Source organism: Thiococcus pfennigii (genome assembly GCF_016583835.1).
In the GTDB taxonomy this organism is placed as follows: Bacteria; Pseudomonadota; Gammaproteobacteria; order Chromatiales; family Chromatiaceae; genus Thiococcus; species Thiococcus pfennigii.
This window is the reverse complement of record NZ_NRRW01000061.1, coordinates 1-22,005: the sequence shown is the minus strand read 5'-3', so window position 1 is coordinate 22,005 and position 22,005 is coordinate 1. Positions and strand designations below refer to the sequence as shown.

Sequence of the window (22,005 nt, the reverse complement as noted above, 5' to 3'; positions counted from 1 at the left end):
GGTCGCCCGACCCCCCCCACCACCACCCATACGCGGACCCCTCGACATGGCCGAACAGCAGCCCCAAGAGAATGCCCGGCAGTTCATCGTCCAGCGCATCTATACGAAGGATGTCTCCTTCGAGTGCCCGAACGCCCCGGAGATCTTCCGCCAGGAATGGCAGCCGGCGCACGAGGTCAAGCTGAACACGCGCGTCAACAAGATCGGCGACGAGACCTACGAGGTCGTCCTCGCCGTGACCGTCACGACCAAGATCGCCGACAAGACGGCGACCCTGGTCGAGGTCCAGCAGGCCGGGATCTTCTCGGCGAATGGCTTCTCGCAGGCCGAGCTCGGCCCGCTCCTAGGCGCCTATTGCCCGAACATCCTGTTCCCGTACGCGCGCGAGGTCGTCTCCGACCTGGTCATCAAGGGCAGCTTCCCCCAACTCGTGCTGCAACCGGTCAACTTCGACGCCCTCTACGCACAGCACCAGCAGCAGCATCAGCAGGCGGACCCGAGCGAGTCCGCCCAGACGCATTGAGCGGGTCGCAGGCGGCCCGGGTCGCCGTCCTCGGCCCCGGGTCCTGGGGTACCGCACTCGCGCTGCTGCTGGCGCGTAACGGCCATGCGGTGCGCCTCTGGGGCCATGACCCGAACGAGGTCGCGGCCCTCGCGCGCGATCGCGAGAACCGCCAGTTCCTGCCTGGCGTGCCCTTCCCGGACGGGCTCGTCCCGCTCATCGACCTCGACGAGGCCCTCGCGGCGATCGACGCCCTACTGATCGTCGTGCCCAGCCACGCCTTCGCCGCGGTCGCCGAGCGCCTCGCGCCCCGCCTGCCGGCCGGGCTCGGGGTCGCCTGGGCGACCAAGGGCTTCGCCCCCGGCGACAACCGCCTACTGCACCAGGTGGCCGGCGAGGTGCTCGGCGAGCGCCCGCTGGCCGTCGTCTCCGGCCCGAGCTTCGCCGCCGAGGTCGCGCGCGGCCTGCCGACCGCGGTGACGGTCGCGGCCACCGCACCCGACTTCGCCCAGCAGGTCGCCGGGCTGCTGCACGGCGGGCGCTTTCGCGCCTACACGAGCGACGACCTGGTCGGGGTCGAGGTCGCCGGGGCGGCCAAGAACGTCCTGGCGATCGCCACCGGGATCGCCGATGGCCTCGGCTTCGGCGCCAACACCCGTGCCGCCCTGATCACCCGCGGCCTCGCCGAGCTGATCCGCCTCGGCACCGCACTCGGCGGGCGACGCGAGACCTTCATGGGGCTCGCCGGCCTCGGCGACCTGGTCCTGACCTGCACCGATGACCAGTCCCGCAATCGCCGCATGGGCCTGGCCCTGGCCAAGGGGCGCAGCGTCGCCGACGCGCGCCGCGAGATCGGCCAGGAGGTGGAAGGGGTCCTGACCGCCCGGTCGGTGCGCGCGATCGCCGAGCGCCTCGGGGTCGAGATGCCGATCGGCGAACAGGTCTATCGGGTCCTCTACGAGGGGGCGACGCCGGAGCAGGCGACCCGCGCCCTCCTCGAGCGCGAGAGCAAGGCGGAGTTCGATTGAGCGCCGGCCGGGCGCCCGGCACGCCCCTCAGCCGCGGACGGCCGCGCCGCTGAAGCCGACCTGGCGCCAGGCCTCGAAGAGGACCACGGCGACCGCGTTGGACAGGTTGAGGCTGCGATTGCCTGGGCGCATCGGGATGTGGAGGCGCTGCGTCGGGGCGATCGTCTCGAGCACCCCGGCCGGCAGGCCGCGCGACTCCGGGCCGAACAGCAGGGCGTCGTCCGGGGCGAAGCGGCAGTCGGCGTAGCCGACGGTACCGCGCGTCGTGCAGGCGAACAGGCGCCCGCCGGTGCGGCCCTCGAGGTAGGCGGCGAGCGAGGGGTGCACGCGCACGGCGGCGAACTCGTGGTAATCGAGCCCGGCGCGGCGCAGCAGCCGGTCCTCGAGCGTGAAGCCGAGCGGCTCGATCAGGTGGAGCGCAGCGCCGGCGTTCGCGCACAGGCGTATGATATTGCCGGTGTTCGGCGGGATCTCGGGCTCGTAGAGCACCACGTCGAAGACCGACTTCAACCTCCACCCCTCCTACCTGACCGACTCGGGCGTACCAAACTCAGGCGATCCAGATGATGACGAGCCCTGCCACCGACCCCCGCCTGGCCATCGATTTCTGCGGCCTGGCCTTCGCCTCCCCGCTCGTCCTGCTCTCGGGCTGTGTTGGCTTCGGCGAAGAGTACACCCGCGTGCGGGGCTTCTCCAACCGCGACGTCGGCGCCGTCTGCCTGAAGGGCACGACGCTCGCCCCGCGGCTCGGCAACCAGCCGCACCGGGTCTTCGAGACGCCCTGCGGGATGCTCAACGCGATCGGCCTGCAGAATCCCGGTGTCGACCATGTCGTCGAGCGGATCCTGCCCGGGCTGGACTTCGCCGAGACCCGCTTCATCGCCAACGTCTCGGGCTCGACCGTCGAGGAGTACCACGAGGTCACGCGGCGCTTCGACGACTCGCCGATCGACGCGATCGAGGTCAACATCTCCTGCCCGAACGTCAAGGAGGGCGGCGTCGCCTTCGGCAACGACATCGCGATGTCGGCCCAGGTCGTCACGGCCTGCCGCCAGGCGACGCGCAAGCCGCTGATCATCAAGCTCTCGCCGAACCAGACCGACATCGCCGGCAATGCCCGCGCCTGCCTGGAGGCCGGCGCCGACGCCTTCTCCGTCATCAACACCCTGATGGGCATGGCGATCGACAGCGAGCGGCGCCGGCCGGTCATCGGCAACAACCAGGGCGGCCTGTCCGGCCCCGCGATCAAGCCGATCGCGCTGCTCAAGGTCCATCAAGTCTACCAAGTCTGCCGCCCCCACGGCGTGCCGATCATCGGCCAGGGCGGCGTCGAGAACGGGCGTGACGCGCTGGAGTTCCTGATCGCCGGCGCGAGCGCGGTCGGGATCGGCACGGCGCTCTTCTACGACCCGCTGCTTTGCCGCGAGATCAACGCGACGATCGCCGACTATCTCACCCGCCACGGCCTCGAACGGGTCGCCGACCTCACCGGAACCCTTTGTCTCAACTAGGCTTCCGGTGGCCGAAGCACCTTGACCGAGCCGCGCGCGCGCGTGCTATATTAGCGCTTCACGATAGACTCAAAATAACGAAGATGCGCGTAACGCATCGATTCCAGGAGACGTCCATGAGCGATGTAGAGGCCTTGAAGCAAGAGAAGCAGGCGCTGATCGACAAGATGCTGACGATGCAGAAGCAGTTCATCGAGCACGAGCACGAGCACGGGATCTCGGGCAAGGACTACTGGGCGTCCAAGGACCCCTTCCTGTCCAGTTACCGGCAGGAATACATGGACATGGCCAACCGGGTCGTCGACCTGGCCCACCAGATCGTCGGCTCCTCGCGCCTCTGAGACCCCCGATGTCGGGTTACGCGACGCGAACCCGACATCGGTCTGCGGCCTCCGCGCGACGCGCCCCAGGACGTAGATACAAGGTCGAGTTACCGTGACACAGGCAACCGCCTGTCGGGTTACGGCGCACACCAGCCTGCCCTCTCCCAGCGACCGCCGTGCCGAACCCGACCTACGCGGCCGAGCTGGGATTCGCAGGGCCGTCGGGTTACCGTGAAACGTCCCGCTTCATCTTCCGGGGTGCCGCCACGCCTGCATGCGCGTCAGGCGCGCCCCATCAGCGGATATGTTCGATGTACTTGGGCACATCGAACAGCGCGAGGCGGATCGCGTCCCCCTCGGCGATGAAGGGCGCCTCGATCCCCTCGAACCGTAGCGCGCAGCGCGCCCAGCCGCGGCTCTCCAGCGGGATCGGGATCATGTCCCGATAGGTGTAGATGTTCTCGTCGATGTCGCCGCCGAGGCAGGTCAACGGACCGATCGGCAGCGGCCCGGCGACCCGCGCCCCGGCCAGGATCAGGTCGCCGGCCTGCCACCAGCGGGTGCGCTCGGCCGAGCCGGTCATCGTCTTCACGATCAGCGCGCGCGCGAGGCCGATCCGCAGGACCCCGTCGACGACCTCGACCGACCCGATCCGCGACCCCGGCAGCTCGATGCTGCTGCTATCCATCCAGTCCTCCGCTCCGCCATCCGCCCCACCAGGGCCGCGGCTCACGCCGGCCCGTCGTCGTCGCCCGGCTCGTCGCCAACACCGCTATCGACCCCGAGCTCCTTGATCTTGCGGGTCAGTGTATTACGGCCCCAGCCCAGCAGTCGAGCGGCCTCCTGGCGGCGCCCACCCGTGTGGTCGAGGGCGCTCTGGATGAGGATCTGCTCGAAAGCGGGCATCAGGCTGCCGAGCAGGTCGCTCTGGCCCTGTTGCAGCTGCCGGCGCACCCAGCGGCGCAGGACCGCCTCCCAGCCCTCGTCGCGCCCGCTGTCCGGCGCCTCGGCGTTGAGCTCGGGCGGCAGGTCCTCAGCGTGGATCTCCTTGGTCGAGGCCATCACGGTGACCCAGCGGGCCGTGTTCTCGAGCTGACGGACGTTGCCGGGCCAAGCCAGGCACTTGAGTCGCTCGACCGCACTCGGCATCAGGGCCTTCGCCTCGCAGCCCAGTTCGCGCGCGGCCTGGACCAGGAAGTGGCGCATCAGCAGCGGGATGTCCTCGCGCCGCTCGCGCAACGGCGGCAAGTGGATGCGGATCACGTTGAGGCGGTGGAAGAGGTCCTCGCGAAAGCGGCCCTGACGGACGAGCTCCTCGAGGTGCTGGTGGGTCGCGGCGATGATGCGCACATTGACCTTGGTCGGCGCCACGCCGCCGACCCGGTAGAACTCGCCATCGGCGAGGACCCGCAGCAGCCGCGTCTGGAGCTCGGCGGGCATGTCGCCGATCTCGTCGAGGAACAGGGTACCGCCGTCGGCCTGCTCGAAACGCCCCTCGCGGCGCGCCTGGGCACCGGTGAAGGCGCCGCGCTCATGGCCGAAGAGTTCGGACTCCAGCAGGTCGCGCGGGATCGCGGCCATGTTGAGCGCGATGAACGGCTTGTCGGCCCGTGGGCTGTGCCGGTGCAAGGCATGGGCGACGAGCTCCTTGCCGGTGCCCGACTCGCCGTTGATCAGGACCGTGATGTGCGAGCGGGCCAGGCGGCCGATGGCGCGGAAGACCTCCTGCATCGCCGGCGCCTCGCCGATGATGTCCGGACTCTGGCGACCGGGGTCCTCGACCGGCGGGCTGGCACCGTCGCGTCGGCAGGCACGCGAGACCTGATCGACGGCCTCGTCGAGGTCGAACGGCTTGGGCAGGTACTCGAAGGCCCCGCCGTGGAAGGCGGAGACGGCGCTCTCCAGGTCCGAGTGCGCGGTCATGATGATGACCGGCAGGTCCGGGTGGCGGGCCTTGATCTGGCGCAGCAGGTCGAGACCGTCGATCCCTGGCATGCGGATATCGGAGAGGATGACGCTCGGCTGCTCGCGCTGCAACGCCTCGATGATGCCGACGCCGTTGGAGAAGCAGGTCACGTCCATCTCGGCCTTGCGCAGGGCGCGCTCCAGGACCCAGCGGATCGAGCGGTCGTCGTCGATGACCCAGACCTTCGGCTCCCTACTCATGGTCCATCTCCAGCGGCAGATAGACGTAGAAGCGGGTCCTGCCCGGCTCGCTCTCGCACTCGATGAGACCTCCGTGCTGATTGATGAGCTCCTGGGCGATGGGCAGGCCGAGGCCCGTGCCGCCCGGCTGGCCCGAGACCATCGGGAAGAAGATGCGGTCCTTGATCGCTTCGGGGATCCCGGGTCCGTCGTCCTCGACCTCGGCGCGCAGGACCAGGCGGTGGCGGCGGCTGCCGATCGTGAACTGACGCAGGACCCGCGTGCGCAGCACGACCGCCCCGTGCGGGCCGGCCGCGACGAGCGCGTTACGGGCGATGTTGAGGATCGCCTGGACGAGCCGATCCTGATCGGCCTCGAAGTCGGGGATGCTCGGGTCGTAGTCGCGCTCGATCCGCGGCCCGCGCGGCGACTCGGCGAGCAGCAGGCCGCGAACGTGCTCCAGGACGCAATGGATGTTGACGCGCTGGCGTTGCGGGATGCGGTTCGGACCGAGCATCTGGTTCATCAGCGACTGGAGCCGGTCGGCCTCCTCGATGATGATCCGGGTGTATTCGCGCAGCGCCTTGTCCGGCAGTTCCTGCTCCAGCAGCTGCGCGGCGCCGCGCAGCCCGCCGAGCGGATTCTTGATCTCATGGGCGAGGCCGCGGATCAGGGCCTGACTCGCCTGGTGCTGCGAGATCAGCTGCTCCTCGCGGCTGATGCGCAGCGCGCGATCGACCTGATGGAGCTCGATCAGGAGTTCGTCGCAGGCATCGAAATGGTGCAGTGGCAGGACGGTGCAGTTCACCGTGATGGTGCGCCCGTCGAGCAGGGGGATGTTCAACTCCCGCTCGGTGAACGGATGCTTGGTGAGCATCGCCGCCCGCAATCGCCGCTCGAGCTGGCCTTGGCGGCACAGGACGATGTCGCCGACCCGCTGGCCGACGACGTGCCGGGCGCTGACGTCCAAGACCATTTCGGCGGCCGGATTCAGGTAGCCGAGGCGCAGGTCGTGGTCGAACAACAGGACCGCGGTACTGAGGTTGTCCAGCACGGTCCTCTCCAGGCTCGTCGTCGCGGATCTCGGGGTCATCATTCGCAGAACCTGAACGGCTTTTGGTAATGCTCGGCACGGCCGGCCTTGCCCGCTGTTCCCGAAGGGAGCGCAACGGAACCCTAGTCGGGATCTTTATAGCAAGAATCTAACCATGTCAGGGGATCATGATGACGCCGCCGCGCAGGGACCGCGGCGCCGATCGCCGACGATCGGGGGACGCTGGGGTGCGGAGGCCAGGGTACGCCGAGGCCCGAGCCGCAGCGACATCGGCCGGCGAACCGAACCCGGGGGTCAGGGGCCGGCGTCGTCCTGCGGGCCGTCCGCCTGCGGCTGCGGTGGCCGGATGTGGATGCTGATCGTCGCCGTGCGCGCGAGGACGGCGCCCGCCTCGTCGAGGATCTCGGCGCGCAGCCGGTGGGTACCCAGGGCCAGCCCCTGCAGCCGCATCTGGGTACCCGGCTGGTCGCCGCGGACCGCCACCTCGTTGACCACCACCCGAAGCCGCTCGCCGGGCGCGAGCGCCGGGACCAGCAAGAGCCCGACGTCGAGCGACCCGTCGCCGCGCACGACGGCGCCGTCGTCCGGGGTCGCGATCTCGAATGCCTCGAAGGGACCCGCATCGGCCTCCGGCGTCGTCACCGCCGATGGGGCGGCCTCGTCACTGGCCGCTGCGGGCTGGACCCGGGTCCGATCCGGGGGGATGGGTGTCGCCACCGGCTCGGCGCCTGGCGCGGGTCGGTCCGAATAGGTGACCCGGCCGTCGTCGTCGATCCAACGGTAGATGCCGGCCGCCGCCGCGACCGCGGTGCAGAGGAGACAGAGGAGGGAGATCGTCCGGATCATGCGGCGAAGCATAGTCCAGGACGCGGCGGGCTACAAAGCAGAACGCCCCCTGACGGGGGCGCGGCCGAGCGGCGAGGCGGGGCGCGAGCGCCCCGCGGGCGAGCGCCTCAGAGGCTGTAGTAGAGGTCGAACTCGACCGGATGCGTGGTCATGCGCAGTTGCGTGACCTCCTGCATCTTCAGCGCGATGTAGCCGTCGATCAGGTCGTCGGTGAAGACGCCGCCGGCGGTCAGGAACTCGCGGTCCTTATCGAGGGCATCGAGGGCCTGATCGAGCGAATAGCAGACGGTCGGGATCGCCTTCTCCTCCTCGGGCGGCAGGTCGTAGAGGTCCTTGTCCATCGCGTCGCCGGGGTGGATCTTGTTCTGGATCCCGTCGAGACCGGCCATCATCATCGCGGAGAACGACAGATAGGGGTTGCCCATCGAGTCGGGGAAGCGGACCTCGATACGCCGCGCCTTCGGGCTCGAGACGTGCGGGATGCGGATCGACGCCGAGCGGTTGCGCGCCGAGTAGGCGAGCATGACCGGGGCCTCGAAGCCGGGCACCAGCCGCTTGTAGGAGTTCGTCGAGGCGTTGGTCAGCGCATTCAGGGCACGGGCGTGCTTGATGATGCCGCCGATGTAGTAGAGGGCCAACTCGGAGAGGCCGCCGTACTTGTCGCCGGCGAAGATGTTCTGGCCGCCCTTCGACAACGACTGGTGCACGTGCATGCCGTTGCCGTTGTCGCCGACGAGCGGCTTGGGCATGAAGGTCGCCGTCTTGCCGTAGGCGTGGGCGACGTTGTGGACGCAGTACTTGAGGATCTGGTTCCAGTCGGCGCGCTGCACCAGGGTCGCGAAGCGGGTGCCGATCTCGCACTGCCCGGCGGTCGCCACCTCGTGGTGATGGACCTCGACGGGCACGCCCATCTCTTCCAGGGCCAGGCACATCGCGGCACGCAGGTCATTGAGCGAATCGACGGGCGGGACCGGGAAGTAGCCGCCCTTGATGTTCGGGCGATGGCCCATGTTGCCGTCGGCGAAGACCTTCTCGGAGTTCCAGTCGGCCTCTTCGGAATCGACCTTGTAGAAGGCACCGCTGATGTCGATACCCCAGCGAACGTCGTCGAGGACGAAGAACTCGGGCTCGGGGCCGAAGAAGGCGGTGTCGGCGATGCCGGTCGACTTCAGATAGGCCTCGGCGCGCTTGGCGAGCGAGCGCGGATCGCGCTCGTAGCCCTGCATCGTCGAGGGCTCGAGGATGTCACAGCGGATGATCAGGGTGTTCTCGTCGGCGAACGGATCGAGCACGGCGGTCTCGGCCTCCGGCATCAGGACCATGTCGGACTCCTGGATGCCCTTCCAGCCGGCGATCGACGAACCGTCGAACATCTTGCCTTCCTTGAAGAAGTCATCGTCGACCGTGCTGGCGGGCATCGAGACGTGCTGCTCCTTGCCCCGCGTGTCGGTGAAGCGAAGGTCGATGAACTTCACTTCCTTTTCCTTGATCATCTTCATGACGTTTGCGGACATTGAAAAACTCCGAGTGGTTCGGTTGGGATGCAGAATCTGAAAGGGAGGCCGCCGTGCACAGCCAGACCATGCCTCGGTCCCTGGATCAGGGTGGACACTCGTCTGCGATGAGCAGGAAACATGCCACGGGTCCCGGGCCGAGCGACGCCCGTGCCGGCCGGCTCGACGGTGTCGCGCCCCGCGTCGCCGACTCGCGGGTGCAGGGGCCTTGGCAAGACATCCGCCTGAACGAAAAGCAGGAACAGACAGGGAGTGAGTGTACGCGAGGCACCCGGGACGCGCCATCGGGCCGTGCACCGCCCTGCAATGGCGCAACGTGCGCGCACCAAAAAAGGGCGATCATCCGGGTTGGCGCACTATTCAGGTGCGAGCCCGGTGAAATGGACGGTCACCTGGCGAAAGACGGGGTCCGGCGCCAGCGCCGCCTGCAGGCGTCGGCGCAGGACGCGCGCCTCATCGTCGCTGCCGCAGGTCGCCTCCAGGTGCAGCTCGACGTCGATGCGCCCGTTCAGGTAGTGGAGCACGACGCGCCGTCGCCCGGCCACGGCGGCGACCCCGGACCAGAGTGCATCGAGCCGCGCCAGGGCCTCGGCGCGCAGCGGCAGGCCCGAGCAGCGGTCGGAGCGCTCGTCGTCCTCCGGATCGATGTGGACGGTGACGTCGTTGATCTCGTCGATCTCGGCCTTGAGCCGCTCCTCGACGGCCAGGCTGATCATGTGCCCCTCGGAGACACTGACCTTCGGGTCGATCAAGAGCACGTGGACGTCGACCGTCACGCTGCCGCCGTGCTTGCGCGTGCGCAACAGGTGCAGATCGCGCACCCCGCCCACCGACTGGATGACATCGCGGACCGCGGCCAGCCGCTCGGCCTGAAGACCCGTGTCGACGAGTTCGCGCAGCGCCTCCCAGATCAGGTCCCAGGCGATCTTGGCGATCATCAGGCAGACGAGGATGGCGGCGATGGCGTCGAGATAGGCGAGCCCGACCAGGGTACCGGCGATCCCGACCAGCACGACGATCGAGGAGATCGCATCGCTGCGGTGGTGCCAGGCATTGGCACGGAGCATCTCGGAGCGCACGCGCTTGGCATAGCCGAGCGTGTACCAGTAGAGCCATTCCTTGGTCAGGATCGACGCCAGCGCCGCCACCAACGCGATCGGTCCCGGCCGTAGCAGCGTCTCGGTGCGGAAGAGCCGCGCGACGGCATCCCACGCGATGCCGATCGCGACGGCGCCCAAGAGCGCCCCGAGCACCAGGGTCGCGACCGTCTCGAAGCGGGCGTGGCCGTAGGGGTGTTCCTGATCCGGGGCCTGCGTGGCCTGGCGCCCCGCGAGCCAGACGAGGAGGTCGGAGAGCAGATCCGACAGGGAATGGATGCCGTCGACGATCAGCGCGTAGGACTGCCCGAAGACCCCGGCGCCGATCTTCAGCAGCGACAACACGAGGTTGACGAGCGCGCCGACGAGCGAGGTGCGGGTGATCGCACCCAGCCGCCGCTCGCGCTCGGCCGCGACCTCGGCGCCCTTGTCAACGGCCACGGACGACCCCGCGCGGCATTGGCCAGTCCCGGCGCCTTGTCGATATACTGCCCAACTTTTCCATGATCTCTACCCTCTCAGGAGCAGGTGTTGGAACCCGAATCCCTGGACCTCGGCACCTTTCAGGGGCTGATCTTCGCGCTCGAGCGCTTCTGGGCCGAACGCGGCTGCGTCATCGTCCAACCGCTCGATATGGAGGTCGGTGCCGGCACCTTCCACCCGGCGACCTTCCTGCGCTCGATCGGGCCCGAGCCCTGGCGCAGCGCCTATGTGCAGCCCTCGCGCCGGCCCACCGACGGACGCTACGGCGAGAACCCCAACCGGCTCCAGCATTATTATCAATTCCAGGTGGTACTGAAGCCCTCGCCGCTGGAGATCCAGGACCTCTATCTGGAATCGCTGCGCGCCCTCGGCCTGGACCTGCTGGTCCACGACGTGCGCTTCGTCGAGGATAACTGGGAATCGCCGACGCTGGGCGCCTGGGGCCTCGGCTGGGAGGTCTGGCTGAACGGCATGGAGGTGACCCAGTTCACCTACTTCCAACAGGTCGGCGGCCTCGACTGCCGGCCGGTCACCGGCGAGATCACCTACGGCCTCGAGCGCATCGCGATGTACCTGCAAGGCGTCGAGAGCGTCTACGACCTGGTCTGGGCGCGCTCGCCGTTCGGCGACGTGACCTATGGCGACGTCTATCACCAGAACGAGGTCGAGCAGTCCGCCTACAACTTCGAGCAGGCCGACGTCGAGGACCTGTTCCAGCGCTTCGATGCCTGCGAGGGTCAGGCCCGGCACCTGGTCGAGATCGGCCTGCCGCTGCCGGCCTACGAGCAGGTGCTCAAGGCGTCGCACACCTTCAACCTGCTCGATGCGCGCAACGCCATCTCGGTGACCGAACGGCAGCGCTTCATCCTGCGCGTGCGCGCCCTGGCGCGGGCCGTCGCCCAGACCTACTACGAGCGCCGCGAAGCCCTCGGCTTCCCCCTGTTGAACCGGCCCTAGGGACTACCCGTGCACGCATCCCAAGACTTGCTGGTCGAGATCGGCACCGAAGAGCTGCCGCCCACCTCCCTCGCGCGCCTCTCGGGCGCCTTCACCGAGGGCCTGGCTCAGGGCCTCGCCGCCCAGGGCCTGGCCCACGGTGCGATCGAGTCGTTCGCCGCCCCGCGGCGCCTGGCCTGCCTGGTGCGCGACCTCGCCGAGCGCCAGCCCGACCGCGAACTGGTGCGCCGCGGCCCGGCGCTCGCCGCCGCCTTCGACGCCACCGGCCAGCCGACCAAGGCGGCCCTCGGCTTCGCCCGCTCCTGCGGCCTGGAGGTCGCCGAACTCGGGCGCGAGGAGACCGGCAACGGGACCTTTCTGGTGGCCCGCCGCACCGAGGCGGGGCAGGCGACGACCGACCTGATCGCCCCGCTCATCGAGCAGGCGCTGGCCGCGCTGCCGATCCCCAAGCGGATGCGCTGGGCCGATTACGACGTCGAGTTCGTCCGCCCGGTCCATTGGGTCTGCCTGGTCTTCGGCTCGCAGCCGGTCGCCGCCCGCGTCCTGGGCATCGAGGCCGACAACCAGACCCGCGGGCACCGCTTCCACCACCCCGCCGCGCTCACCATCGCCCAGGCCGGCGACTACGCCGAGCGGCTACGCGCGCAGGGCTTCGTCGAACCGAGCTTCGCCCGCCGCCGGGCGCGGATCGCCGAACAGGTCGCGGCCCTGGCCGCAGACATCGACGGTCGTGCGGTGGTGTCCGAGGACCTGCTCGATGAGGTCACGGCACTCTGCGAGTGGCCCTGCGCCCTGCTCGGGCGCTTCGACGAGGCCTTCCTGGAGATCCCGGACGAGGTCCTGATCGAGACGATGCAGAAGAACCAGAAGTACTTCCCGCTCGTCGACGCCCAGGGCGCCCTGCTGCCGCGCTTCATCGCCGTCGCCAACATCGAGAGCCGCGACCCCGAGCGGGTGCGCGCCGGCAACGAGCGGGTGATCCGCCCGCGCTTCGCCGATGCGGCCTTCTTCTGGCACCAGGACCTCAAGCGGCCGCTCGCCGACTTCGCCGAGGGGCTCGAGCGGGCCGTCTTCCAGGACCGGCTCGGCACGATGGCCGACAAGTCGCGCCGCGTCGCCCGGCTGGCCCAGCGCATCGCCGAGGGGCTCGGCGTCGACGCCGAGCGGGTCGCGCGCGCCGCGGCGCTCGCCAAGTGCGACCTGATGACCCAGATGATCTTCGAGTTCCCGAGCCTCCAGGGGACGATGGGCCGCTACTACGCGCTGCGCGCCGGCGAGGACCCGGAGGTCGCCGCGGCGATCGAGGAGCAGTATCGCCCGCGCCACGCCGGCGATGCGCTGCCGGCGAGCGACTGCGGGCGCGTCCTCGCGCTCGCCGAGCGCATCGAGACCCTGGTCGGCATCTTCGCGATCGGCCAGCGCCCGAGCGGCGTCAAGGACCCCTATGCGCTGCGTCGCGCGGCGATCGGCGTGCTGCGCCTGATGATCGAGACACCGCTCGCGCTCGACCTGCGCGCACTCCTGGCCCAGGCCGCCGCCGGGCTGCCCGAGGGCCTCGACCCCGGCAGCGCCGCGGTCGACGTCTACGACTACATCCTCGAACGGCTGCCCGGCTACTACCAGGAACAGGGCGTCGGGCTCGACAGCGTCGAGGCGGTCACCGCCCTGAAGCCCGGCTCGCTAGCCGACATCGACCAGCGCATCCGCGCCGTCGAGGCCTTCCGCGCCCTGCCCGAGGCGACCGCGCTGGCGGCGGCGAACAAGCGCATCCGCAACATCCTGCGGAAGTCGGCGGCCGCCGATCTGCCGTCCGGGCCGCCGCGTCCCGAGCTGTTCCGCGAACCCGCGGAGGCGGCCCTCGGCCAGCGCGTCGCGGCCCTGCTCGGCCGCATCGCGCCGCTGCAGGCGGGCCAAGACTACCGCGGCATCCTCCAGACCCTGGCCGAGCTGCGCGACGACGTCGACGCCTACTTCGAGCAGGTCATGGTCATGGCCGACGAGGCGGAGCTGCGCGCCAATCGGCTGCGCCAGCTCCAGCAGATCGAGGGCCTGTTCCTCGACGTGGCCGACATCTCCCGCCTCCAGCAATGACGGCGACGCGGCTCGTCCTCCTCGATCGCGACGGGGTCATCAACGAGGACTCCCCCGACTACATCAAGAACGCCGACGAGTGGCGGCCGATCCCCGGGAGCCTCGAGGCGATCGCCCGGCTGAGCCGCAACGAGCGCCGGGTCTGCGTCGTCTCGAACCAGTCCGGCCTCGCCCGCGGCCTGTTCACGATCGACGACCTCAACGCGATGCACCAGAAGCTGCGCGCGGCGCTCGAGCGGATCGGCGGCGAGATCGAGGGGATCTTCTTCTGCCCCCACGCCCCGGAGGCGGGCTGCGACTGCCGCAAGCCGGCACCCGGCCTGCTGCTGGCCGCGGCCCGGCGGCTGGGCGTGGACCTGCGCGGGGTCCCCTTCGTCGGCGATTCGCTGAGCGACATCCTCGCCGCGCGCGCCGTCGGCGCCGAGCCCCTGCTGGTGCTGACCGGCAAGGGGGCGCGGACCCTGCGCGACCACCCGGACCAGATCGACCCCGCCGCCGTCTTCCCCGACCTGGCCGCGGCGGTCGATCACCTCATCGACCGAGGAGCCTGATCGTGTTCGTCGCCGTCCGCTCGATCCTCTACCTGATCTTCCTCGCGCTGACCGTGATCGCCTATTCGATCCCGCTCGGACTCTTCGGCTGGCTGATGCCCACGCCCCTCCTCGGGCGGCTCGGCCAGAGCTGGGCCCAGGCCAACCTCTGGGGCCAGCGCCGGATCTGCGGGCTCGACTACCGCACCCAGGGCCTCGAGCGGCTCCCCGAGCGCAACTGCATCGTCCTCGCCAAGCACCAGTCGGCCTGGGAGACGATCGCGCTGCGCGGCATCCTGCCACCGCAGCAGACCTGGGTCCTGAAGCGCGAGCTCCTGTGGATCCCCTTCTTCGGCTGGGCCTTGGCCCCCTATCGGCCGATCGCGATCGACCGCGGCGCCGGCCGAGCTGCCCTTCGTCAGCTGATGGAACGCGGCGCCCACTGGCTGGCCAAGGGGCGCTGGGTCATCCTCTTCCCCGAGGGCACCCGCGTCGCGCCGGGCGAGCGCCACCGCTACGGTTCCGGCGGGGCCATGCTCGCCGAGCGCACCGGGGTGCCGATCGTCCCCATCGCCCACAATGCGGGCGTCTTCTGGCCGCGCCGATCGATCAACAAGCACCCGGGGACGATCGATGTCGTCATCGGCGAGCCGATCGCGACCGCCGGGCGCAGCGCCCAGGAGATCAACCAAGAGGTCGAGGCCTGGATCGAAGGGACGCTCGCGACCCTGCCGCAGCAACGCTGAGGGGCCGGCGTCGTCGGCCGTCGGGTCGGCCCTGACCCCGGGGCGGGCAGGCTCTACTCCGGTTGCATCTTGTGGCATGATCGGGGGCGCCGGTGCGAGATGAAACCGGCGGCCGGGTCTCGGATCCGGACCGCCGCGGCCACGCGGAGGCTTGGATGGACGAAGACCAACGATTGGCGATCGCCCGTACCCTGGCCGAGGAGGCCCTGCGGCTCGTCGCCGATGGCGGCGAGGCGGCGGGCGCGCCGCTGGCCCGGCCGGGCGACCCTGCGGGCCTGTCGTGCGAGAGTCCCCTGCTCCGCGCGGCCTCGAGCCTCGTCGCCGAGGCCCGGGCGCTGGCCTCGGCGGAGGCGCCCGCCGACCCCGATCCATCCGGCGAGGCCGACGACCCGCCGCCGCCCGTCGCCGACGACGACCCCGGTACGGATGGCCCGCGCGAGACGGCACCCGCGTCGCTCCCGAGCGTCGAGGCCGAGCCTGGGCCACCCAGCGGCGACTCGACCAACGCCCCCGGCGCGGCGGACACGCTGCCGCCCGCAGAACCGGCCGAGCGAGTGGCGCCCGACCCAGCCGCACCGAGCGCGGCCCCGCTGGAACCCGATCCCCTCGCCTCGCCCGACGGACCCACCGAGAGGCCGCCCGAGCCTCCCGTGGCGCGCGTCGCCTTCGCCGTCAACGCCAATGCCCGCGTCGACGAGCCATTCGAGGCCAGGCTCGTGGTGCGCAGCACCGAAGAGGCGGCGATCGAGATCCTCGGCTGCGACCTCCCCGATGGGCTCGGTCTCGTCTTCGAGGCGGCCGGGGCGACGCTGGTCGGCACCCCGATGCGCGCTGGCGACTTCCCGCTGACGGTCCACTACCGCTTCGCCGATGGCCACGCCGATCGACCGGCCCTCGCGGCGACGGCGCGGCTGACCGTCAATCCCGACCCGCGCTCGCTCTGGCAGGACCGCCCGTCGGACGCCGACGCCTCAGGCTGGAAGCCGGACACCGACCAGGCCCTGGTCGCGACCGCCGACGGACGGCGCATCGTCGCCGCGAGCAAGCGCGGCCGTTCGCACGCCCACATCGGCGGCTTCCGCGACGACGATTTCTGCCTCCTCGTCGACGAGGCCCGCCCCTGGACCCTGATCGCCGTCGCCGACGGTGCGGGCAGCGCCGAGCGTGCCCGGATCGGCTCGCGTCTGGCCGCACACACGGCCGCCCAACGCGCGGCGGCCCACCTCGCCGGCGGGCTCGGCGAGCGCCTCGTCGAGCGGGCCGCGGCCCGGGCCGGCGATGCCGCCGCACAGCGAGCCGCGCGCGAGACGGCCTACGAGGTCCTCGGCGGCGCCGCGCTGGCCGCGGTCAAGGCCATCGAGGAGGCGGCCGAGCGCGATGGCGCGACCGCGAAGGACTATGCGACGACCCTGTTGCTCGCCGGCCATCGCCGGCTCGGCGACGGGCACCTCGTGATCGCCTTCTGGGTCGGCGACGGCGCGATCGCCGTCCTCGAGCCCGACCGGGTCCAGCTGCTCGGCAAGCCGGACGGCGGCGCCTTCGCCGGGCAGACCCGCTTCCTCGACCGCTCGATCGTCGGCGATGCCAACGAGATCATGGCCCGCATCCGGGTCGCGACCGCCAGCGATCTCCAGGCCCTGCTGGTGATGACCGACGGCGTCAGCGACGCCCATTTCGCCTCGGACCGCGACCTCGCCGAGCCGGACTGCTGGCAGGCCTTCTGGCAACGGATCGCGCCCCTCCTCGCCGGTGACCACCCGGACGAGACCCTGCTCGGCTGGCTCGACTTCTGGAGCCCGGGCAACCACGACGACCGCACGATCGCCGTGCTCTGGTGACCGCGATGGCCGCGACCGTGCGCCTGACCACCCTCGACGGCCGTGCCGTCGAGTTCGTCGACCGGGTGGCCGCCTCCGGGGCGATGAAGGACGTCTACTTCTCCCCCGACCGCTCCTACGTCGTCGCCCTCTTCCGCGAGCAGCAGGACCCGCAGGCCCGCGAGCGCCTGGCGATGATCGCCGGCCCCTACCGCGACGGCATCTTCGGCCAGATCGGCGGCGACTACTGGGAGGAGGTCTTCTGCTGGCCGACCGCGGTCGTCGAGCACGGCGGGCGCGTCGGCGTCGTCGTGCCGACCTATGCGCCGCACTTCTTCTTCGCCCATGGGTCGAAGAACGACGACATGCTCGGGATCCGCGGCCACGAGAAGGAGGGCAAGTGGTTCGCGAGCGCCCACAACCAGAGCCGCTTCCTCGACCCGCGCGAGCGCGGCCACTGGCTGAACTACCTGCGTATCTGCATCCGCCTGGCCCGCGCCGTGCGGCGCCTGCACGCCGCCGGGCTCGCCCACAGCGACCTGTCCTACAAGAACGCCCTCGTCGACCCCTGCACCGGCAGCGCCTGCCTGATCGACCTCGACGGCCTGGTCGTGCCGGGCAAGTTCCCGCCCGATGTCGTCGGCACCCCGGACTTCATCGCCCCCGAGGTGGTCATGACCGCCCACCTCGACCGCCACGACCCGGCCCGCCGGCTGCCGTCGATCGCGACCGACCGCCATGCGCTGGCGGTCCTGATCTACATGTATCTGCTCTACCGTCACCCGTTGCGCGGCGACAAGGTCAACGATCCGGACCCGCAGCGCGACGAGACCCTGTCGATGGGCGAGCGGGCACTGTTCATCGAGCACCCGAGCGACCGCTCGAACCGCGTCCGCCCGGAACGCGCGCGGGCCTCGGAGCTGCCCTGGAAGGACACCCGCAAGATCCCCTACCGGGTCACCGGCCCCTATCTGACGCCGCTCTTCGACCGAGCCTTCATCGACGGTCTGCACGCGCCGACGGCCCGCCCGACCGCCGACGACTGGGAGCACGCGCTGGTGAAGACCGCCGATCTCCTCCAGCCTTGCCTCAACCCCGACTGCGCCCAGGGCTGGTACGTCTTCGACAACAGCTTCACGCCGGCCTGCCCCTTCTGCGGCACCCCCTTCTCGGGCCAGTTGCCGATCCTCAATTTCTACTCGGCGCGCCGCGGCGGGCAGTTCAGCCGCGACGACCATCGCCTGATGGTCTATACGGACCAGTCCCTGTTCCCTTGGCACGTGCGCCGCAATCTCTCGCCGAACGAGCGTCTCTCGCCCGAGGAACGGCAACGGGTCGGCTATTTCGTCCTGCACCGCGACCGCTGGTGGCTCGTCAACGAGCGCCTGCCGGGCCTGCACGACCTCGATCGCGACGCCCCGGTGCCGATCGGCGAGCGGATCGCGTTGCGCGACGGGCAGCGGCTGCTCTTCTCGCGCGATGCGGACGGACGGCTCGCGCTCGTCCAGCTCATCGCGCCGCGCTGAGGCGTCACGCTGGGCGGCCCGATCGGCAATAACCGGTTACACTAATGGGGTTAAGCTGGATGGGCCGAACGAGGGGCGGCGCGGGGTCCGCCGCTGTGCGACCCTTGGTCGTCCCGGTTCTCTGGAGAGGTCCGCACAGCGGACCCTAACAAGTCTCGACCCGGGCGACGACGTCGTGCCGCCTTCGTCGTCGAACCCTTCCCAACACTGCTGAGGAGGCTCCACAGTCATGGCGATCAACCTAGAGAAGGGCCAACGCATCTCGCTCGAGAAGGACGGCGCCGAGCTGTCCGAGGTCTCCCTTGGCCTCGGCTGGGGACGGCGCACGAAGAAGGGCTTCTTCGGCACCTCCGAGGTCGATGTCGATCTCGACGCCTCCTGTCTGCTGTTCGATGCCCAAGGCCAGCTCCAGGATCAGGTCTGGTTCCGGCAGCTGAAGAGCCGCTGCGGCAGCGTCCGCCACACGGGCGACGACCGCTCGGGTGGCGGCGGCGGCGAGAACGAGCGCATCGAGCTCAGCCTCGACGCGGTGCCCACCGAGATCCGCTCGCTGGTCTTCACCGTCAACTCCTTCCTCAACGACTCCTTCGCCGGTATCCCGAGCGCCTTCTGCCGCCTCGTCAACAAGGCGACGGGCCAGGAGATCGCCCGCTACGACATCAGCCTCGACGGCGGTGACTACACGGGCCTGCTCCTCGCCGTCATCTACCGGCACGAGGGCAAGTGGAAGATGCGTGCCGTCGGCGAGAAGGGCCACGGCCGCACCTTCCAGGAGTTGATGCCGCTGATCGCGGCCAACCTGCCTTGAAGGCGTCCGGGCGCGAGTCGGGTCGGCGTGGATGAACCTTTTCGCCGCGCGCCTGTCGACCTGAAGCGACCGGACGCATCGCGGTGCCGGGCGCGCGCGCCCGCCGCGGATGACCCCAACCACTTCACCGCAACAGGTACAGCCATGCTCGAGAGTTTCAAACAGAAGGTCGGTCAGATGTCCAAGGGGCTGAAGGAGGAGGTCGCGCGGCTGCGCAACCGCGACTTCCTCGAGGCCTGCGTGGCCGGCTGCGCCCTGGTCGCGAACGCCGATGGGGTCGTCGACCCGGAAGAGAAGCGCAAGATGCTCGGCTTCATGCAGACCTCCGACGTCCTCTCGCTCTACGACACCAACGACGTCATCGCGCTGTTCAACAAGTACAACGGCAACTTCGAATTCGACTTCGGGATCGGCCAGGCCCAGGCGCTGAAGGCGATCGCACCGCTTTCCAAGAAGCCGGCCGACGCCCGCCTGCTGGTGCGCGTCTGCTGCGTCATCGGCGGCGCCGACGGCAACTTCGACGAGCACGAGCGCGCCGCCGTGCGCCGCATCTGCCAGGAACTCGCGCTCGACCCGGAGGAGTTCGGCGTCTGAGACGCGCGCGATCGGCCGCGCCGCTGGCCGGCGGGTCGCACAATCGGCACACAGGGGGCCGCCCGGCCCCCGCCAGCGACGAGAGGAGATTCAACGATGGGAGTTACACTCGAAAAGGGCGGTCGCGTGTCCCTCGACAAGGCCGCGCCCGGTCTGCGGCTCGTTCACGTCGGCCTCGGCTGGGACCCGCGCGTGACCGATGGCAAGGACTTCGATCTGGACGCCTCCGCGTTTCTCCTGGGCGAGAACGGCAAGGTCGCCGCCGACAAGGACTTCATCTTCTACAACAACCTCGAGTCGACCGACGGCTCGGTGCGCCACACCGGCGACAACCTGACCGGCGCCGGCGAGGGTGACGACGAGGTCATCATGGTCGATCTGCCGGCCGTCCCCGCCAACGTGCACAAGATCGCCTTCACGGTGACGATCCACGACGCCCAGGCGCGGGGGCAGAACTTCGGCCAGGTCGCCAACGCCTTCATCCGCCTCGTCGACGCCGACAAGGGCACCGAGGTCGTGCGCTTCGACCTCGGCGAGGACTACTCGACGGAGACCGCGATGGTCTTCGCCGAGCTCTACCGCCACGGCGGCGAGTGGCGCTTCAACGCCGTCGGGCAGGGCTATGCCGGCGGCCTGCACGCGATGTGCGGACAATACGGGGTGCGCGTCTAGCACCGCGCATCGGCCGTCGCGGGTCGCCAACGCCGTGCGTCGGCGCCTGCTCGGCCGACGGACCGTCGATCGCCGCCCCCAGTGGCGGCTCGAGGACCACCGGCGCAACTGTGGTCGGGTCAGCGCAACGCACCCCGACATCGAAGGCCGAGTGGTGCCGCTGGTCGTTGAATCATTCCTAAAAGGACGATTCAAGGACAATCGGTGCATCTGCGTTGGAACTACGAAACTCGCGAAATGGCTGACTATTAGCAGGCGCATTTGCCGTTTTTCGCGACCTTCGTGTGTTCCGTAGTTTCCTGTCATCTGCGAGCTTGTGCCGGTTGTTTCCGAACCTTTCGTAGACGTTTTCTCTCACCACTGAATCACGGGAGATCGACAAGATGGCCGTTTCACTGACCAAGGGTGGCAATGTCTCGCTGACGAAGGAGGCCCCGGGCCTCACCAAGCTCCACTTCGGCCTCGGCTGGGATGCGCGCAGCACCGACGGCGCGCCGTTCGACCTGGACTCCTCGGCGCTGGTCGTCGGCGAGGACGGCAAGGCCCTGAGCGCGAAGCACTTCGTCTTCTTCAACAACCTGAAGGACCCCGAGGGGGCCGTCGCCCACCAGGGCGACAACCTGACCGGCGCCGGCGAGGGTGACGACGAGGTGATCAAGGTCGACCTCGCGCTGCTGCCGGCCAATGCGAAGAAGGTCGTCTTCGTCGTGACCATCTACGACGCCGAGGCCCGCAAGCAGAACTTCGGCCAGGTCAGCAACGCCTTCATCCGCGGCGTCAACGACGCCGACCAGAAGGAGATCGTCCGCTACGACCTGTCCGAGGACTTCTCCATCGAGACGGCGATGATCTTCGGCGAACTCTATCGCCACAACGACGAGTGGAAGTTCAAGGCGATCGGCCAGGGTTACGCCGGTGGCCTCGCGGCCGTCGCCCGCGACTTCGGCGTCCAGTAGGCCCCAGTCGGCCATCGAGGGTTCGAAACGGGCCTGGGCGCCCGTCGGGTGAGGCGCGCCCGCACGGCGGTCGCCGAAAGAGGGCGCGCCAGCGCGCGCCCTCACCCGACATCGGCCGTCCGGTTGCCCCGACGATCCATGAATCCTGTCTGAATCCCAGCCGACGCGGTACCCGGCGATGCCCGCCGGGTGCCGCACGCACGAGGAGCCCCCCATGACCAGCGTCGCCCTCCAGCCAGGTGCCAATACCTCGCTCTCCGCCGCCCCCAGCCGCCCGGCGCGCGTGATCATCGCGGTCGGCTGGAGTCCCACGAGCCCCGCCGGCCTGGAGATCGATGCCAGCGCCTTCCTGCTCGGGGCCAACGGCAAGGTGCGCGGCGACGACGACATGGTCTTCTACAACCACCCGCGTACCCGTGACGGCTGCGTCGCCGTGGTCTCGGCCCCGGGCGGCGACCAGCAGGCGTTCGAGGTCGACTTCGGCACGGTCCCCGGGGCGATCGAGAAGATCGCCTTCTGCGTCACGATCCACGAGGGCGAGGCGCGCCGCCAGACCTTCGGCACGCTGCAATCGGCCTGGATCCGCGCGTTGGACGCGCGCGACGGCACCGAGATCGCCCGCTTCGACCTGCCGCTCGCGGGCCGCCAGGAGGTCGCGATGATCTTCTGCGAGGTCTATCGGCGCAATCAGGAGTGGAAGCTGCGCGCGGTCGCCCAGGGCTTCAACCAGGGCCTCGCGCCCCTCGCGGGCGGCTTCGGCATCCAGGTCGAGCGCCCGGCACCGCCGCCACCGGCACCGCCCCGC

General features: G+C 69.8%; 22 protein-coding genes. 15 read left to right on the top strand and 7 right to left on the bottom strand.

Annotated elements, in window-relative coordinates; translation table 11 throughout:
* The first annotated feature begins 46 nt into the window (after positions 1-46).
* Together secB and CKO41_RS15515 are read left to right on the top strand one after the other, a co-directional pair.
* Positions 47-523 (top strand): protein-export chaperone SecB, encoded by a 477-nt coding sequence (gene secB, locus CKO41_RS15520; protein WP_200252276.1) that lies wholly within the window; start codon positions 47-49, stop codon positions 521-523.
* A complete protein-coding gene (locus CKO41_RS15515) occupies positions 520-1,530 on the top strand; it encodes an NAD(P)H-dependent glycerol-3-phosphate dehydrogenase (protein WP_200382973.1) in 1,011 nt (336 codons plus the stop codon). Before secB ends, CKO41_RS15515 begins: the two co-directional genes overlap by 4 nt.
* 27 nt (positions 1,531-1,557) lie before the next feature.
* Here the strand turns inward: CKO41_RS15515 and CKO41_RS15510 are convergent, their stop codons facing one another.
* Positions 1,558-2,040 carry a tRNA (cytidine(34)-2'-O)-methyltransferase gene (locus tag CKO41_RS15510; protein ID WP_200382972.1) on the bottom strand — a complete coding sequence of 161 codons (483 nt, stop codon included), beginning with the start codon at positions 2,038-2,040 and terminating at the stop codon, positions 1,558-1,560.
* Between the two features lie 56 nt (positions 2,041-2,096).
* On the opposite strand from CKO41_RS15510, the gene CKO41_RS15505 reads away from it, so the two are divergent.
* Entirely contained in the window at positions 2,097-3,041 is a 945-nt protein-coding gene (locus CKO41_RS15505; RefSeq protein ID WP_200382974.1) for a dihydroorotate dehydrogenase, read from the top strand.
* Between the two features lie 116 nt (positions 3,042-3,157).
* The gene (locus CKO41_RS15500; protein WP_200382971.1) at positions 3,158-3,382 is read left to right on the top strand and encodes a hypothetical protein; all 225 of its coding nucleotides are present in this window, start codon (positions 3,158-3,160) and stop codon (positions 3,380-3,382) included.
* A 277-nt stretch (positions 3,383-3,659) separates the two neighbouring features.
* Here CKO41_RS15500 and CKO41_RS15495 read toward each other — a convergent pair whose 3' ends face one another.
* From CKO41_RS15495 to CKO41_RS15470, 6 genes are all read right to left on the bottom strand, one after another.
* Complete coding sequence (locus tag CKO41_RS15495; RefSeq protein WP_200252268.1) at positions 3,660-4,052, bottom strand: hypothetical protein; 393 nt, start codon at positions 4,050-4,052, stop codon at positions 3,660-3,662.
* Between the two features lie 41 nt (positions 4,053-4,093).
* Positions 4,094-5,530, bottom strand: coding sequence for a nitrogen regulation protein NR(I) (gene ntrC / locus CKO41_RS15490; RefSeq protein ID WP_200252265.1), 1,437 nt, complete (start codon positions 5,528-5,530; stop codon positions 4,094-4,096).
* Positions 5,523-6,605, bottom strand: a complete 1,083-nt coding sequence (gene glnL, locus CKO41_RS15485; protein ID WP_200252262.1) for a nitrogen regulation protein NR(II) — start codon at positions 6,603-6,605, stop codon at positions 5,523-5,525. The genes ntrC and glnL overlap by 8 nt, the downstream gene beginning before the upstream one ends.
* Positions 6,606-6,857: 252 nt before the next feature.
* Entirely contained in the window at positions 6,858-7,409 is a 552-nt protein-coding gene (locus CKO41_RS15480; RefSeq protein WP_200382970.1) for a DUF4124 domain-containing protein, read from the bottom strand.
* Between the two features lie 107 nt (positions 7,410-7,516).
* The gene (gene glnA, locus CKO41_RS15475; RefSeq protein ID WP_200252256.1) at positions 7,517-8,923 is read right to left on the bottom strand and encodes a glutamate--ammonia ligase; all 1,407 of its coding nucleotides are present in this window, start codon (positions 8,921-8,923) and stop codon (positions 7,517-7,519) included.
* A 356-nt stretch (positions 8,924-9,279) separates the two neighbouring features.
* Entirely contained in the window at positions 9,280-10,461 is a 1,182-nt protein-coding gene (locus CKO41_RS15470) for a cation diffusion facilitator family transporter (protein ID WP_338113760.1), read from the bottom strand.
* A gap of 90 nt (positions 10,462-10,551) precedes the next feature.
* On the opposite strand from CKO41_RS15470, the gene glyQ reads away from it, so the two are divergent.
* The 11 genes from glyQ to CKO41_RS15415 form a co-directional block, all read left to right on the top strand.
* The gene (glyQ, locus tag CKO41_RS15465; RefSeq protein ID WP_200252253.1) at positions 10,552-11,460 is read left to right on the top strand and encodes a glycine--tRNA ligase subunit alpha; all 909 of its coding nucleotides are present in this window, start codon (positions 10,552-10,554) and stop codon (positions 11,458-11,460) included.
* A gap of 9 nt (positions 11,461-11,469) precedes the next feature.
* A complete protein-coding gene (gene glyS, locus CKO41_RS15460) occupies positions 11,470-13,551 on the top strand; it encodes a glycine--tRNA ligase subunit beta (RefSeq protein ID WP_200382969.1) in 2,082 nt (693 codons plus the stop codon).
* On the top strand, positions 13,548-14,102 hold the full coding sequence (gene gmhB, locus CKO41_RS15455) for a D-glycero-beta-D-manno-heptose 1,7-bisphosphate 7-phosphatase (protein WP_200252248.1): 555 nt from the start codon (positions 13,548-13,550) through the stop codon (positions 14,100-14,102). Before glyS ends, gmhB begins: the two co-directional genes overlap by 4 nt.
* A 2-nt stretch (positions 14,103-14,104) precedes the next feature.
* Complete coding sequence (locus CKO41_RS15450) at positions 14,105-14,827, top strand: lysophospholipid acyltransferase family protein (protein WP_338113759.1); 723 nt, start codon at positions 14,105-14,107, stop codon at positions 14,825-14,827.
* A gap of 155 nt (positions 14,828-14,982) precedes the next feature.
* Entirely contained in the window at positions 14,983-16,665 is a 1,683-nt protein-coding gene (locus CKO41_RS15445; protein WP_200382968.1) for a protein phosphatase 2C domain-containing protein, read from the top strand.
* Positions 16,666-16,670: 5 nt separating this feature from the next.
* Entirely contained in the window at positions 16,671-18,170 is a 1,500-nt protein-coding gene (locus CKO41_RS15440; protein ID WP_200382967.1) for a helix-hairpin-helix domain-containing protein, read from the top strand.
* Positions 18,171-18,399: 229 nt separating this feature from the next.
* Positions 18,400-18,978, top strand: a complete 579-nt coding sequence (locus CKO41_RS15435) for a TerD family protein (protein ID WP_200254573.1) — start codon at positions 18,400-18,402, stop codon at positions 18,976-18,978.
* 144 nt (positions 18,979-19,122) lie between these two features.
* A complete protein-coding gene (locus tag CKO41_RS15430; protein ID WP_200254575.1) occupies positions 19,123-19,572 on the top strand; it encodes a tellurite resistance TerB family protein in 450 nt (149 codons plus the stop codon).
* Between the two features lie 96 nt (positions 19,573-19,668).
* Positions 19,669-20,244 carry a TerD family protein gene (locus CKO41_RS15425; protein WP_200254576.1) on the top strand — a complete coding sequence of 192 codons (576 nt, stop codon included), beginning with the start codon at positions 19,669-19,671 and terminating at the stop codon, positions 20,242-20,244.
* A 383-nt stretch (positions 20,245-20,627) separates the two neighbouring features.
* Positions 20,628-21,200 (top strand): TerD family protein, encoded by a 573-nt coding sequence (locus CKO41_RS15420; RefSeq protein ID WP_200254578.1) that lies wholly within the window; start codon positions 20,628-20,630, stop codon positions 21,198-21,200.
* A 214-nt stretch (positions 21,201-21,414) separates the two neighbouring features.
* Positions 21,415-22,005 (top strand): TerD family protein (locus CKO41_RS15415; RefSeq protein WP_200382966.1); only part of this gene is annotated, 591 nt, incomplete at its 3' end.